This window comes from Ruegeria sp. HKCCA4812, assembly GCF_013034245.1.
Taxonomy (GTDB): Bacteria; Pseudomonadota; Alphaproteobacteria; order Rhodobacterales; family Rhodobacteraceae; genus Ruegeria.
The window spans coordinates 1-13,063 of the sequence record NZ_WQFQ01000003.1; the positions used below are offsets into that span (position 1 = coordinate 1).

11 protein-coding genes are annotated in these 13,063 nt (G+C 57.6%); 4 read left to right on the forward strand and 7 right to left on the reverse strand.

The genetic code is table 11. The features are described from left to right. Window positions 1-328 precede the first annotated feature (328 nt). Complete coding sequence (locus GOW04_RS10275) at window positions 329-703, reverse strand: hypothetical protein (RefSeq protein WP_171232491.1); 375 nt, start codon at window positions 701-703, stop codon at window positions 329-331. Between the two features lie 91 nt (window positions 704-794). Here GOW04_RS10275 and GOW04_RS10280 point away from each other — a divergent pair, with 91 nt between their 5' ends. Beyond that, window positions 795-1,553: an alpha/beta fold hydrolase gene (locus GOW04_RS10280; RefSeq protein WP_171232492.1), complete on the forward strand. Its 759-nt coding sequence runs from the start codon at window positions 795-797 to the stop codon at window positions 1,551-1,553. Here GOW04_RS10280 and GOW04_RS10285 read toward each other — a convergent pair whose 3' ends face one another. The 6 genes from GOW04_RS10285 to GOW04_RS10310 all read right to left on the reverse strand — a co-directional run bounded on the left by GOW04_RS10285 (window position 1,554) and on the right by GOW04_RS10310 (window position 10,255). Then, window positions 1,554-1,739 carry a hypothetical protein gene (locus tag GOW04_RS10285; protein WP_171232493.1) on the reverse strand — a complete coding sequence of 62 codons (186 nt, stop codon included), beginning with the start codon at window positions 1,737-1,739 and terminating at the stop codon, window positions 1,554-1,556. It lies immediately after the preceding gene. 93 nt (window positions 1,740-1,832) lie between these two features. Further along, the gene (locus GOW04_RS10290) at window positions 1,833-2,210 is read right to left on the reverse strand and encodes a rhodanese-like domain-containing protein (RefSeq protein ID WP_171232494.1); all 378 of its coding nucleotides are present in this window, start codon (window positions 2,208-2,210) and stop codon (window positions 1,833-1,835) included. Between the two features lie 79 nt (window positions 2,211-2,289). Beyond that, a complete protein-coding gene (locus GOW04_RS10295; RefSeq protein ID WP_171232495.1) occupies window positions 2,290-3,642 on the reverse strand; it encodes an HlyD family type I secretion periplasmic adaptor subunit in 1,353 nt (450 codons plus the stop codon). A gap of 2 nt (window positions 3,643-3,644) precedes the next feature. Continuing rightward, window positions 3,645-5,708, reverse strand: a complete 2,064-nt coding sequence (locus GOW04_RS10300; protein ID WP_371809347.1) for a type I secretion system permease/ATPase — start codon at window positions 5,706-5,708, stop codon at window positions 3,645-3,647. Between the two features lie 192 nt (window positions 5,709-5,900). After that, window positions 5,901-7,841: a type I secretion protein gene (locus tag GOW04_RS10305; RefSeq protein ID WP_171232497.1), complete on the reverse strand. Its 1,941-nt coding sequence runs from the start codon at window positions 7,839-7,841 to the stop codon at window positions 5,901-5,903. Window positions 7,842-7,972: 131 nt separating this feature from the next. Beyond that, entirely contained in the window at window positions 7,973-10,255 is a 2,283-nt protein-coding gene (locus GOW04_RS10310) for a hypothetical protein (protein WP_171120791.1), read from the reverse strand. 763 nt (window positions 10,256-11,018) lie between these two features. On the opposite strand from GOW04_RS10310, the gene GOW04_RS10315 reads away from it, so the two are divergent. From GOW04_RS10315 to GOW04_RS22245, 3 genes are all read left to right on the forward strand, one after another. Continuing rightward, a complete protein-coding gene (locus tag GOW04_RS10315) occupies window positions 11,019-11,609 on the forward strand; it encodes a response regulator transcription factor (protein WP_171232498.1) in 591 nt (196 codons plus the stop codon). Continuing rightward, entirely contained in the window at window positions 11,602-12,099 is a 498-nt protein-coding gene (locus tag GOW04_RS10320; protein ID WP_152457395.1) for a hypothetical protein, read from the forward strand. Before GOW04_RS10315 ends, GOW04_RS10320 begins: the two co-directional genes overlap by 8 nt. A 549-nt stretch (window positions 12,100-12,648) precedes the next feature. Further along, window positions 12,649-13,053 (forward strand): hypothetical protein, encoded by a 405-nt coding sequence (locus tag GOW04_RS22245; protein ID WP_371809348.1) that lies wholly within the window; start codon window positions 12,649-12,651, stop codon window positions 13,051-13,053. Window positions 13,054-13,063: the final 10 nt, after the last annotated feature.

A 13,063-nucleotide genomic window follows, 5' to 3' on the forward strand; every position in this document is an offset into this window, starting at 1 on the left:
CAAGGCCGAAGTCGCAGACCTCTGCGCCAAATTCCCGATCTATCCGAACCTGTAACTGGTCCATCCTCCAACACGGAACGGCGCCATGAGGCGCCGTTTTCTTGCGTCAGATCCCTGAAAACGTTCTGGATCTCGCCCAGCGCATATCCGGTGTTTTGGGCAAGGTCCCGGGCCCCACGGTCGCCCAAGCCATTCTGGTCAATACGCGCTTTTTCCGCCCCGACCAGCTTTTCGCGCAGCTGTTCACACCGAATCCGTGCCTTCGATGTTACCGCACACAGGGGTTTGCGCCATGTTCAGACCTTGGCGCGTTGTCCAGAATCCAAGCTCAGATCAAGCCGCGCCACCACAGAAAAACCAACAGAAGCGTCGTCAGTGCCAGCATGTTGAAGGCCAGCCCCCCCAGCAGGCCAAGGAACCAACCCCATCTGCGATCCGCAAGATTGATGGACCCCAGATGTTCCTGCACCACGTCGGACGCCTTGATCAGCTTGGGGTTGTCCAGAACCAGCCTCAGTTTGGGATGAGAGGCCATCGCCTCGGCCCGGGCCAGAATCAAGGCCTGCTTGTAGACGTGCCGCGGCAGTCGGCGCTTGGCCTTGCGGATTGATGCCTCGAGCGTCTTGTCGCGCACCCCGAGCTTTGCGCGCAGCAACACAACCGTTTCGGCGATCCGGGTCTGAATGTCTGGGTCCTGCGGCATTGATGGCCTCCTGCGGAGGCAATCTAGCGGCAGCGTCTATGACCTACAATGGGGCTGGTCGTTTCCGGCGGTGACTTGTATCACGCGGTACATGCTGAACACCATCATACATGGCGAACCGACCGCCCGACCGCCCCTTGTCATTGCCCACGGCCTGTATGGATCGGCCCGAAACTGGGGCGTGATTGCCAGACGGCTATCAGACCAGCGGCAGGTTGTGGCCGTCGATATGCGTAACCACGCCTACAGCGCGTGGGACGCTTGTCATGACTATCCCCATCTGGCGCAGGATATCGCCGAGGTCATCGAACGGATTGGCGGGACGGCGGACGTACTTGGGCATTCAATGGGCGGCAAGGCCGCGATGACACTTGCGCTGCAACACGGCGCGCTGGTGAACAAACTGGTGGTCGCAGATATTGCGCCGGTGAAATATACGCACAGCCAAATTCAATTTATCCAGGCCATGCGTGCCGTGGACTTCTCGTGCATTATACGCCGCTCGGATGCCGAACAGCAATTGGCCGAGCAAGGCGTTGAAAAAGCATTGCAGAGCTTTTTTACCCAATCGCTGGACATCAAGGGAAAGCGTTGGCTGCTGAACCTGGACGTGTTGGCGGACCAGATGCCAAATATCATGGGCTTTCCCGAGTTGGACGCCCAGTGGCAAGGCCCCGCGCTGTTCCTGTCGGGGGGCGAGTCAGATTACGTCTTGCCGGAACATCGGGCCAAAATTCGCGCACTGTTTCCCGGCGCGCGGTTTGCCAAGATCCCCGGCGCCGGGCACTGGCTGCACGCCGAAAAACCGCGCGAGTTCGAAGCTGCCGTCAGGACCTTCCTGAACGCCTGATCAAGCGCCTTGATACAACCGCCTGGCCACCATCCAGGATGCCGGAGCGGCGATTACGGCCCCAGCGGCCGCGGCGCCCACAATTGCGCTGACGGACACCATTCCGACCGACAGTACGGCGATTACGGCCGAACCAGACAGAGCAGTTGCAATCAGTGAATACAGCATAGCGGCAAGGCGAAACATGGCCGGGCTTTCCTTTTTATGGCTTCCGGCCAAATATTTCACGATTCGAATGTGTTGTACTTTGATTTGTGTCAGTTTCAGACGGTTCCGAAGCTAGGATTTGGCGATTTCACCGCCCCCATTCACCCAGTCCGTCAATCCACCAAGATTGTACACCCTCTGGTATCCCATATCCTTCAGGAGTTTTCCGGCCAAAGCCGCGCGCCCGCCTGATGCGCAGTACAACACGATGGGGCGATCCTTGCGCAGTTCAGGGTCATGTGATTGCAATGCATCATCTGCCCGAAACTCCAGCATGCCGCGGGGTATATGATGCGCTCCGACGGCGCGGCCCGTGTTTTCCAGCTCATTCGCATCGCGAATGTCCAACAGCAGCGCCCCCTGTTCGGTCATCGCCCTTGCCTTGGCCGTATCGATACGCTCGACCACCGCGTTGGCCGCCTCCATCATCTCTTTCACCGTCACCGGCATGTGAGTTCTCCTTTACGTCACCGCGCAGAGGTTAACATGCGAATTTTGGAAGGTGTAGACATGGAAGGAAACGCGCGTGTTACTGCTCGCGAAACGCGCGCGACATGCTGTCTGATACCGGTTTGGCGATATAGGCCGCAAAGGTGCGCTCCTCGGTCTGGATCATGATTTCAGCGGGCATCCCCGGTGTCGGAACAAAGCCGCGCACGCGCTGCAACTCATCCGGGGTCAGTGAGACTCGTGCCAGATAGACTTCCTGCGGAACACCGGTCGAATCCTCAAGCAGCGCATCGGCCGAGATATAGAAAACCTCGCCATACAAAACAGGCGTCGTGCGTTGGTTCAACGCGATCAGGCGGACTGTGGCGGTCTGCCCCGTGACGACACTGTCAATCTCGGTACGCGGAATCTGTGCCTCGATGATCAGGGGCGCATCTGCGGGCAGGATTTCGGCTATCGGTTCCCCGGTCTCTATCACGCCGCCCGGCGTGTGATAATGCAATCGCACCACCGTTCCGGTTACCGGCGCGCGCACCACGGCCCGGTCAAGAACACTGCGCGCCTGTCGGGATTTTTCACGCACGCTTTCCAGATCGGCTTCGATCACGCCCAGTTCATCCAGTGCGGCCTCACGATAGGCGGACCGCGTACGCGCGATCTGTTCGTCATATTTCAGCAGCATCTGGTTGATTTCAGCGGCTTCCGCCTGCAACCGGGCCTGCTGACCTTCGGCTTCGGCCTGCACACGACGGATCGTGTTCAACTCCCCTTTGCGGACAAGGCCCTTTTCGAACAGTTGGCTTTTGGCCTCAAATTCCTCCTGCAATATCTCGGCGCGCCGGGCCATGCTATCCAGTTGCGCCTCAAATCCGCTGGATCGGATTTTCAGCGCTTCCATATTGCGCTCCAGCAAAGCCAAGTCATTCAGCAGCGTCTTGCGCGACACATCAAAGCTGAGCTTTTGACCATCCAGAATGGCCATTACTTCAGGATCTTCGGATGCTTCGACAAGCGCCTGCGAAAACACGAGGCGGTCGCGTTCCCCGTACTCGGCCAGCAACCGCTCGGTCATGGCCTGAAGGCGCAGCTTGCGAATATGCAATTCACGCTCATTGGCCTGGGCCGAGGTCTGGTCCAGGGTCATCAACACTTGACCTGCCTGAACCGCCTGACCTTCCACAACCTTGATGTCTTCGATGATGCCGCCTTCAAGATGTTGGACAATCTTGTTGCGTCCTGTGGCCACAAAGCTGCCTTGCGCGATGACCGCTGCGGCCAGTGGGGCACTGAAGGACCAGACCCCGAAACCGCCGAAGCAAACGACAAGCAAGACCACCCCGATCACTATCAACCTGTTGATCGAGCGCGGAACCTCAGCATACCAGACTTCTGGTTCATTGGATGAGTTGTTCACAGGTACGAGGTCATTCATGGTCAGCCCCCCTGCTGGCCTTCAATTCCAGTCTGCTTGCGCGGCCCGTTGATCTGCTGAAGAACCTGATCACGCTGACCGAACAGGGCCACACGCCCATCCGTCAGCAGCATGATCTTGTCGACAACATTCAACAACGTCGGCTTCTGCGTAATGACGACCACGGTGATCTTGCTTTGCCGCGCCTGTTCGATTGCACATGCCAGCGCCTTGTCGCCCGCGACGTCGAGATTTGAATTCGGCTCATCCAGTACAACCATTCTAGGGTTGCCGAAGAACGCCCGTGCCAGTGCGATACGCTGCTTCTGACCACCGGACAAAGGCGAACCATCAGCGGCCACCACGGTTTCATATCCCTGCGGCAACGTTGCAATCATGTTATGAACATCGGCCAGAACGGCGGCATCGTGGATCTGTTCGTCAGTGGCATCCGCCCGCATCCGGCCGATATTGTCCTTGATCGTGCCCGGGAACAACTGAACATCCTGCGGCAGGTAGCCGATGCTTTCGCCAAACTGGCGCGGGTCCCAGTTTCGGATGTCCATCAGGTCAAGCCTGACGCTGCCCGATGTGGGCAGGATGGATCCCACCAGAGTTTTTCCAAGCGTGGTTTTCCCCGCACCGGAATTGCCGATGATGGCCAAAGTTTCGCCGGGAACCAGCGAGAACGTGATGCCGTTCAGAACCACGCGTTTGGTTCCGCCCGGTACATAAAGCAGACGTTCGACATCCAGACGACCTTCGGGCCGTGGCAAGCGCAGTTTTTCGTATTGCAGGGCCGAAGTCGACAGCAGCGCCTTGATCCGGCCATAAGCTCCGCGCGTCAGCAGATAGCTGTTCCATCCTTCAATCGAACCTTCGATTGGCGCAAAGGCACGCCCGGCAATGATCGAGGCCGCAATCACCATACCGCCCGTGATCTCTCCTTGCAGCGCCAGAAACGCGCCCCAACCTAGAATTCCGATCTGCGTCAAAAGGCGAACGGCGCGCGAGATTGCAGCGAAGATCACGTTGCGGTCCTGCGCCCGCACCTGCCAGGTCAGGGATTGGGCAGTATCCCGCCCCCAGATCCGCACGGCCTCGGGGATCATTGCCAGAGCATTAATAATCTGACTGTTGCGAGACATCGAATCCAGATGCAGGTTCGCCATGGACTGTGCCTTGTTGGCCTCGGCAAACGGCTTGGCAGTCGTTTTCTGGTTGATCAGTGCAATCGTCATAAGAATCAACGCAGTAACCACCACGATCATGCCCAGTTGCGGATGCACGAGGAAAATCATCAGAATGAACAGCGGTGCAAACGGCACGTCCAGAAATGAAAGCAGCGTGCCCGAGACCAGAAAACCACGAAGCTGTTGCAGATCGCCCAATGTCTGATACTCGCGCCCGTTTCCGTGCAGCGACGCATGCGCCGCCGCGCTCAGAACCGGTGCGCCCAGCCGGGCCGCCACTTCGACCCCGGTCCGCATGAGCATGAACCGCCGCACCGCATCAAAAGCAGACTGGAAGATCACCGCCCCTGCAACGATGGCCGTCAGCATGATCAGCGTGTCCAGCGACCGGCTGGTCAGAACACGGTCACTGATCTGGAACAGATAGATCGGGATCGCCAGGATCAGGATGTTCGTGGCGCAGGTCAGGACCAGAACAAACGCAAGATTGCGCCGGATCGCCCGCATCGAAACGCGCAACGTGCGCTGGAAATCTTCGGGCGGGGTGCGCTTGTGGAAGGTTTGGGGTGGCCCGTTCCCATCACCGCCGCCGGAATTCGTTTGCAACAGTGGCTGGTTTGCCTTGGCCTCGATCGTGGTGCCTATGCCGTTCTCACCGGATGCGCGTGCAGAGGGGGTCTTGCGCGCAGTCGAGTCCCCGGCGGATGCCGGATCCGGGCCGTCGGCATCGGCCACCCCATTGCCGCCACCCGCCGGGTCTTCATCTTGCGCGGGTTGCGGCTGCGCACGCTGATGGGGAGGGTCAGCGCGCCGTTGTTCGCGTGAGTGTTTTTGGTCTTCGGATTGCTGTGGCGCTTTGGTTTCAACCGTCGAATCTGGATCTGACTCAGACACGCGCATCTCCTGCGTCAGGTGTAAACGGGCTTTGACCCGTTGTGTCGCTGGATCTGCCCCACCGTCTGCGCGCTGGCGCTTCGGGCCCAAACCGCCCTGCCTGTCCAGTGGACTGGATAAGAGTGGACGGCGCGACGAAAAAACAATCGACATATACAAACCTTCTGGTCACTCGATAAAAACTTGGGGGGGTCAGGCCAGCATGGATTGCAGGCCGTCATCTGGTGTCGTTGTGTCAGTGGATTGTGCGTCCAGTGCCTGGGCCGCATCCGGTTGCGGCACAGACATGTCCGCCATGATTGCGGCGATCGCCTCGTTGGTCATATCTGTGATTTCCTGGTTGTCCGGCACGTCAATCAGGCTGGCCTGATGAAGCAGCAGGTCAGAATAAGATCCGTCAGCGGCCATTACCGTCGAATCCACGCCCATTTTGGTCAGATTGACGGAGTTCAACAGGGCGTTGCTGCCTGCGACGACATCGGTATCGGCGGCACTGGGACCGGACAGGTCAATTTGATCCTGATCCAGCATCATGGTGACCTGTTCAACGATGTTCACCTGCAACAAGTCTCCGTCGATCTTGAGCACGCGCAACTGCTCCATCCCTGCGAACAAGGGATCGTTGAGCAGCGCATTCTCCAACGCATCCACATCCGTTTGATCAAGCGCCATGGCGTCGGACAGGTTCTGCTGCAAATCCTGATGTGTATCTGCGCCTACCGTTTTGACCGACGCGTCATTCATGATTACGTTTTCATCATCTCCGGCCATTGCGCCGGGCATACCGCCGCTGATGATATCGTCATCCATCAGGGCGTTGGTCTGGTACAACATGTCCACGGAGATCATATTCCCGTCGATCATGATCAGGTCGTAAAAACTGCCCAGCTGCACGATGTCGGTGACATTGAACATTTCGTTGTCGCCCAGCGCGTACAAGGTCGATGCGGCCGAAATCTCGGTCTGTATGTTGTCGATATCCGTGGCGTCGATAACTTGCTTGACGAAGTTGGCCACAACCAGATCACCGTGGACCCAATCCACAACGATGAAGTCAGGCTGTCCGGTTGTTCCGGCGCCATTGTCCAGCCAGGGGGCATCTCGGCCTTCGACTTCGATCTTCGAGGACTGAATCACATTGGTGCCGCTGCCCATTCCCGGTGCCCCCACATCCCAATCTGACACAAGCGCAACCTGGCTGATGGCGGTCAGGCTGATCGCCTGCCCTCCGACGGCGATATAGGGGGCATCAACCCAACCTACAGATGCCGAGACAGCATTGATCGCAAGGTTCCCTCCGGTCACGACCAGGTGTCCGTCGTCGAAGTCAGGATCTTTCGACTGATCCCACTCGGCCGGAAGCATGGCCTCTGCCTCATCCTCTCCGGCTTCATCCGGCTGATGGAACGCAGGCAGGATGTCTGTCCATACAGGCGCTTCGTCAACGTACTTGCCGTTTACGATCACCCCCAACGCATCGTCGCCATGAAACTGATGTACCGTAACCCCATCGATATTCGCGTTTGCCGGGGCCAACATCTGTTCGGCCAGCGCCTCGAGCATTTCGGTCGACTTGTAATCCGCGAGCGAAAGCGAAGGGGCTGCCATGGCATGAAGCGACAGCGCCATGTCCAGCATCTCTTCGCCCTGGGCGATCAGCGCCTCGGTATCGCGAAAGTCCCCTTCCCCCACCGTGTCGTTGTCGCGCATGACCACCTTTTGCACGGTGAACGTCATTGCCGATCCCAATGGCACCGTATCCGGTCGCAGAATAATCAGTTCCGGTGCAGAAGACGGGCCGGATACGCTGTCTGGAACAAATCGCGTGGATTCCGCGCTGTCACCATTGAGGATGATGACCGACTCATGCACCGGCCCGACAGGAGCCTTCGGCAACGGAAGTTCTGGTTGCGAGGGAAGAAAATTGAATGGCAGGGCTTTGTATTCGCCCGCCGGGACATCCAGATCAGCTTTGATGTTGATCGAGGTAGGCTCGTCAAGCCCGTCTATTTCGGCTTTGCGCCTCAGAGCGCTGAATTCTTCGTACTGATCCCTCAGGCGGGCTTGTTCTATCGTAAGCTCAAAAGTTCCAACAAAATGCGCTATCGTTTCCGTAATACCGTCAAGTGCCATGTCGGTTATCCTTTTTGCCCGCGGCGGCTCGTAATTTCCGCTTTGGGTTCAGTTGGGCCGGGGCCGCGTTTTGCGGCCCCGGCATTTTCGAAAGGTAGCAAGGCCCGAAAATGCGAGCCCCGCCTTTTGACTTAAACGTCCGTGTCGTCGCTGGCGTGGGACATGTTCATCGAACCACCCACCATGGTCGTATCGACCGTGTTGCCCAGGACGTTGGCGCCCATGATGATCGACTGGTTGAACGCAGACGTATCAACGACAGCTGCCGCCGATGCATAGGACTCGCCGGTCACGATGCCATCGCCACCATTGTTCGCACCCCAGGCACCACCATTGCCGCCGGCACCACCGTCACCTGAATAGGCGCCGCCACCGTTACCACCGGTGATCATGCCACCCATGGTATCGCCTGACGTTGCAGTGCCCATCGAAGCTCCGCTGGTTCCACCGTTCGCGGCGGATGCGCCACCGGCACCACCGTTGCCCGAGTCAGCCGCACCAGCTGCGTCGCCCGACCCAGTCGATGTGGCATCATTGTCGGAACTGCCTTCGCCGCCGTATCCGGCAATTGCTTCGGCCAAGCTGTCAGCCGCACCGTTTGTGTCGGCGTCTCCGAAGATGTCGGCAGCTCCGCCGTTGCCTGCGGTATTGGCCGCGTCGGCAGACCCGGCTCCGTTGCCGGTAGACGATGATGTTGGCGTTGTGCTACCGCCCGCACCGCCGTCGCCGTCGGCAGCCGATGTTCCGGTACCGGCCGCATCCGCTGCGCCATCTGCTGCGTTCGACCCGCCGTCACCGCCACTTCCGTCGGTGTCTTGCGAGTTGCTGGCCGCGCCGTTCACGTCGCCCGGGCTCTGGTCGATATCCGGCCCGCTTGCCGACTGATCGCCAACGCCCTGAGCATCGGAATCCGCGTCAGCGGTCCCACCGGAGCCGTCGCCGCCTGAGCCGTCGCCACCTGAACCGTCGCCGGCCGTGCCGTCGCCACCGGTGCCGTCACCGCCGGTTCCGTCGCCGCCTTCGCCCGCTTCGGCGTCAATCATGCCCAGCTCTTCCTGCAGAGCCATGATTGCAGCTTCGACCATCGCGCCGAATCCACCTTCGCCGTCGCCGCCGGTGCCGTCGCCACCGGTGCCGTCACCACCAGTGCCGTCACCGCCGGATCCGTCACCACCGGTTCCGGTTCCGCCAGAGCCGTCAGCCGAGCTGTCTGCGCCGCTGTCAGCAGAGCCGTCCGCAGTGTTGTCACCCGCAGTGGCATCATTTGCATCAGTGTTGCTGTCGCTTGTGTTCGAAGCCGAACCATCTGCCGCAGCATTACCGTCGCCACCGTCCGCACCAGACGCATCCGCAGCGTTGTCCGCCGTTCCGGTCCCGGTTCCGGTCGAGTCGGAATCGCTGTCGCCGCCGTTTGCGTTACCGGCTGCGTTCGAACCGGACAGACCCAGGCCCAGACCCAAACCAAACGAATCCGCGCTGCCGCCGGCTCCACCGGTTCCGCTGCCATCGGCACTTGTGCTGCCGTCATTGTCGGACGAGGCTGAGCCATCTGCGGCACCGCCATCTCCACCGGCGCTGTCACCGTCGGATCCTGCGCCCGCCATACCAACACCATTGCTGGCATTGCTTGCGTCACCGGTCGATCCGCCCCGGCCAGCGCTGGAATCGGCATCCGCACTGCCGGTATCGCCACCGTCAGCCCACGCGTGGCTGCCCAAGGTTGATGAATCGGCCGCTCCACCATAACTGGTTCCACCGTCGCCCGATTTTCCACCGCCGGCATCCGAGCTGATACCTTCAGCTGCAGTTGCCGTGCCACCATTGGCATCGCCGTTCTGGGTGAAGTCGGCGTTGTTGGATACGGTCGGTGAATCAAGCGTGTCGTCGTCGCTCAGGCTGGCGACCTGGCTGTTCACGGATGACATTGCCGTTCCGGCGCCGTCCATCGAGATATCCAGATTCATGTCATCGCCTGGATCATAGGTCAGATCGCGACCAGCAGTGATCACGTCACCCACTGTCGCCGAATCGCCGAGGTCCAGATCAACCTGATCATCGTCGCGCGGAATCCACTCACCGCCGCCGAAATCGATATTGATTGAGTTGCTGTTGGAGTTGTCGTTGGTGTTGTCGCCGGCATTAAGCGTCTGGTCTTGATCCTGACCCTGGTCCTGATCCTGACCTTGGTCCTGATCCTGACCCTGGTCTTGATCCTGACCTTGGTCCTGACCCTGATCCTGACCCTGTTCGTTGGCGTTCTCTACATTCTGGTCCTGCTGCTGTTGCTGGGCAGTCACATCGGCTTCGACAAGAGCCTCATCAACCTGAATTTCAACATCCACCGGAGCATCCAGGTTTTCGACAACGATTTCGTCAACGGTCGTTACGTTTGTATTATTAACATTGCGTCTCATAACAAATTCCCATTTCTGGAACGCCTGACCGCCATTCATCTACAAAGCGGCAACGGGCGTGATTGAAACTAAATAATCCGCACAGCGTTCAAGCACGCTGAATGCGGTTCACGGTAGTTTTTCTGAGGCCACCTCCTTTCCCGGCTAAGCCGAATACGCGGCCGTTCACAATCGATGCTGAAATGCGCAAGGAACGGGCGCGGCAGGGACAGACGCTTTCACAATTAAAGCCTGACCATGTTCGCAGCGACGCACGCTTGCGACTAGCTAACCGAAAGTTCTTATGAGGATAAACTATTGTTTTTTATGTTTATTTTGAGAGCATTGCGGAACTTTCGTCGGGCTGGAACAAAAAGTTCTAAATTAAGAAAGCAATAAAAAATAATGCAATTGTTTCCGCTGGTTACACAGTGCCACACCGAAAAACCTAAACAATAGTTCTATATCTAAGGCACTTGAACTATACCGTCTGGTTGTAGAAAATCACGTTTTCAGCTACAATAAACCTCACGTAATTCTTTGATTAGTTAACTACTTTTACACCGGTAATTCCATTTCGATAAAGCCATTTCCGGTTAACCCCGTTTTGTGAGGGAATATAATGAGTGAGTCTTTGAACAATGAATCTGGCAATCAGAGTCTTTATTCAGAAGATTTTTCGATTGTCTTCCTCGGGAAAGAACTATTCTATTCAAATCAAACCCTAAGAAGCGTTCAAACCGAATTTGGTGTCCGCGCTTTTCGCTTCGAAACACTCGAGGCGATGCGTACAAGTGTTCCGGACAGCGGCAAGATCGTCGTCGTGGATCAAATGTTGATCGAAGACCTGTTGGCGCGCCCAGATGCATACACCAAAAGTGCAGGTTCCGGCTGTCTTGCCTTCGCCTATCGCAAAGAGGAATCGGCCCGGCACCTGTTCGAAGGCTGGAACCGCGCGCAGTTTGGAGATGTCGGCTTTCTACCGATGAACGTGGCACCGGATGCGTGGCGCGCCATCCTCAGACTGCTGATGCACGAGGAACTTTATCTTCCCAGCTTTCTGGCTGACTGTGTTTCAGCCCCCTGTCAGCGCGCGCCCGAGAGACCACGGCAACGGGAGACATTTACATCCAACGGCGCGGATCGGCACGCACAGTACTCCAAGCTGACACGCCGCGAAAAACAGGTTTTGCAACTGGTCTCAGAAGGCAAAAGCAACAAATTGATTGCGGCCAAGCTGGGCATCACGGAACACACGGTCAAGCTGCACATGCATAGCGTTGTCGGAAAGATTGGCGTCAGCAACCGGACGGCGGCTGCTCATTTCTATTTCGAGGTTGCGCCTCATGAGGCGCAGCAGACCGCCCTTGACTGATCCCTTTGAAGCCCGGTTCGACCGCCTGATCCTTTTGGTCGGCAGGCTGAACTACATGTGGACAAACACCGAGAGCCTGCTGATCCATCTGATCGCCGGCCTGACTGGAACGTCCAAGGACGTGGCCGTAATCATATTTCTGACTTTGAACACCACCCGCGCGCGAATAGATCTGGTTGAAAGACTTGCAAAAATGGAAGGGCGCCCTGCCCAACTCCGAGATCCGATCCTTGAACATACGCAAAGGCTGGCCAAGCTTTCTGGCATCCGCAACAAGTACAACCATTGCATCTATTCCTTCGACCCTGAAAGCGGAAACCCGAAAACGATCCTTATGCGGATCGCTGACCGCAAAACCGACATAAAACTGGGCCGCGAAGATACCGTGGACGACAACGCGCTGCTCCAGATCGAAGCAGTCGTTGATCAGCTGTCAGCCGCGAACAGGGACATTTGGAAACTGATCCGACAATTGGGGTTTCCGGTTTAAGCATAGTTGCACAGCAGAGTTTTATGGGGGGCTTTGCAGCTCCCGTGCGTTCTGCCACGCACACATAAGTCACGGCATTTTTCTTATTCTTTTTGGTACGGGCGGTGAGCACGATGCGGCTTGTACAACATGCTGCATATAGACCCTAAAACATTAATATTATTATTAAATTAGTCCGTCACCTGCAGGACACTGCAACAGAATTTGGGAAAGCACCGCGCCGCAAGTGTGGGGCAGTTAAAGCAAGAGACGTAAACCGACTATCAGCAGCGCAGGTAATAAGTGCCGCGCTTTGTATCGTTGTTCAATACGGTGGCGGGCTCTTTCTCAAGAAGTCGCAGAACGGCAGTCGCTGGTTCTATCGGTTCTAAGACAACGGCAAGCGCCAGGATGGGGGATTGGATCTTTCCCTGATATGTCCCTGTTTGATGCGCGCACAGAACGAAAAAATGGCCCTCTAATACGGAACGCGACGAAGATCCGATTGCGGAACTTGAGCTCCGGCGTCTTGATGCAGAAAACAACCCGAACGACCCGACATTTGAGGACATGGCGCTCATCGCGTTTGATCGGTTCAAGAAACGGCTGCGCGGCGACGGTGCGCGCGGTCGCTGGTTCTCTACACTAAGGATTCACATCATACCCAAGATTGGAAACCGCCTCATCCGCACCCCGACCGGGTGTGACGTTCACGACGGGCTTAAGCCGATCTGGCGCGCCCAACACGAAACCGCAGACAAAACCCTGTATAGGAGGCGCAAGGTGCTTCGGCGGGCGAAACCATTGGATTACAACGCGGTACCGTTCATATGTGACAAGGCCCGCCATATGCTTGGACATGTCGAACAGGTTTCAACACCCTTGACCGCAATCCATGGTGGGAGATTCCGGATTTCTACTCGCAGCTGGATCAACGTCACCCCTTACTCCTGGCACTTTGCCTCACGATCCTGACAGCGTCGCG

What these genes read in the sequence shown, in the direction of transcription:
- GOW04_RS10275 (WP_171232491.1), bottom strand. Translation starts at nt 703, where the DNA reads ATGCCGCAGGACCCAGACATTCAGACCCGGATCGCCGAAACGGTTGTG.
- GOW04_RS10315 (WP_171232498.1), top strand. Translation starts at nt 11,019, where the DNA reads ATGCGTACAAGTGTTCCGGACAGCGGCAAGATCGTCGTCGTGGATCAA.
- GOW04_RS22245 (WP_371809348.1), top strand. Translation starts at nt 12,649, where the DNA reads ATGGCGCTCATCGCGTTTGATCGGTTCAAGAAACGGCTGCGCGGCGAC.
- GOW04_RS10285 (WP_171232493.1), bottom strand. Translation starts at nt 1,739, where the DNA reads ATGTTTCGCCTTGCCGCTATGCTGTATTCACTGATTGCAACTGCTCTG.
- GOW04_RS10290 (WP_171232494.1), bottom strand. Translation starts at nt 2,210, where the DNA reads ATGCCGGTGACGGTGAAAGAGATGATGGAGGCGGCCAACGCGGTGGTC.
- GOW04_RS10280 (WP_171232492.1), top strand. Translation starts at nt 795, where the DNA reads ATGCTGAACACCATCATACATGGCGAACCGACCGCCCGACCGCCCCTT.
- GOW04_RS10310 (WP_171120791.1), bottom strand. Translation starts at nt 10,255, where the DNA reads ATGAGACGCAATGTTAATAATACAAACGTAACGACCGTTGACGAAATC.
- GOW04_RS10305 (WP_171232497.1), bottom strand. Translation starts at nt 7,841, where the DNA reads ATGGCACTTGACGGTATTACGGAAACGATAGCGCATTTTGTTGGAACT.
- GOW04_RS10295 (WP_171232495.1), bottom strand. Translation starts at nt 3,642, where the DNA reads ATGAATGACCTCGTACCTGTGAACAACTCATCCAATGAACCAGAAGTC.